The sequence below is a fragment of the Agromyces binzhouensis genome, from assembly GCF_004135055.1.
In the GTDB taxonomy this organism is placed as follows: Bacteria; Actinomycetota; Actinomycetes; order Actinomycetales; family Microbacteriaceae; genus Agromyces; species Agromyces binzhouensis.
Map to the genome: position 1 here is coordinate 1 of NZ_SDPL01000604.1, position 1,359 is coordinate 1,359.

The 1,359-nt window shown below is 75.9% G+C and carries 2 protein-coding genes; both read right to left on the reverse strand.

The window, feature by feature from the left end; translation table 11 throughout:
• Positions 1-880, reverse strand: an 880-nt coding sequence (cofD, locus tag ESO86_RS17050; RefSeq protein WP_129235970.1) for a 2-phospho-L-lactate transferase, incomplete at its 3' end; no start/stop codon positions are given.
• 29 nt (positions 881-909) lie between these two features.
• Positions 910-1,359: zinc-binding dehydrogenase (locus ESO86_RS17055; RefSeq protein WP_165308271.1), on the reverse strand; the 450-nt coding region annotated here is incomplete at its 5' end.

Sequence of the window (1,359 nt, forward strand, 5' to 3'; positions counted from 1 at the left end):
CGAGCACGCCGCCCGCCGTGCGGGCCCCGTAGTGCCGCGCGACCGCCGCGGCATCCGTCTCGACGCCGATCGCCGACAGGCACGCGTCGGCCATGCCGCGCACGACGCGTCCGCCGATGATGGGGGAGACGCCGACGACGGGCGCGCGCGTCGCGGCGAGCGACTCGCGGACGCCCGGGATCGCGAGGATCGTGCCGATCGAGACGACCGGGTTCGACGGGGCGAGGAGCACGACGTCGGCCTCGGCGATCGCGGCCTCGACGCCGGGTGCGGGCCGGGCGTCGGCGAGGTCGCGCTGCGCGAAGGCGAGCGCCGGGATGGAGGCGCGGTAGCGCGTCCACCACTCCTGGAAGTGGAGTTCGGCGCGCCCGCCCGCATCGGGGTGGCCGGGGTCGATGCGCACCTGCGTGTCGACCTCGGCGTCGGTCGCGGGGACCAGCCGGACGCCGAGTCGCCAGCGTCGCTGCAGGCGTTCGGCGACCTGCGAGGGGGTGAGCCCGTCCCGCAGCCACGACGTGCGCGCGAGGTGCGTGCCGAGGTCGAGGTCGCCGAGGGTGAACCAGGGCCAGCCGACGCCCCATTCGCGCAGCTCCGCGGCGACCCGCTCGGACTCGCCCGCGCGACCCCAGCCCCGTTCGGCGTCGTTGACGCCCGCGAGCGCGTAGAGCAGCGAGTCGAAGTCGGGCATGAGGCGCACGCCCGAGAGCCACAGGTCGTCGCCGGTGTTCACCACGACGGTGACGTCGGCCGAGGTCGATGCGGTGCCGTCGGCGGCGGGTTCGGCGCCGGCCTCCGCCGGCCACCGTCGTGCGCACTCCTCGCGAACTCCGCGGACGAACCGCGCTCCACCGACCCCGCCCGCGAGCACCGTGATCTTCACCGTTCCACGCTAGCGCCGGCGGGCGCCGCTCAGGCGTCGCGCACGAGCACCAGCGAGCCCGACGCGCGCCCGGAACGGAGGTCGTCGACCGCCGCATCCGCCCGCTCGAACCCGTACGGCGTCGCCGTGGGCCCGATGCCGAGTCGCAGCGCGAGCCGCAGGAACTCGTCGCCGTCGGCCCGCGTGTTCGCGGTGACCGTCCGCAGGTCGCGCTCGAGGAAGAGGTGGTCGGCGTAGGTCATCGACGGGACGTCGGTCATGTGGATGCCGGCGAGCACCACCGTGCCGCCGCGCGTCGTCGCCTCGAGGGCGACCGGGACCAGGCCGCCCGCCGGCGCGAACACGATCGCCGCGTCGAGCGGTTCGGGCGGAGCATCCCGCTCGTCGCCCACGAAGTCGAGGCCCAGCTCGCGCGCGAGCCGCCGATTCGCCTCGCCGCGCGTGAGTGCGACCACCGAGGCGCCCGCGGCCATGGCCAG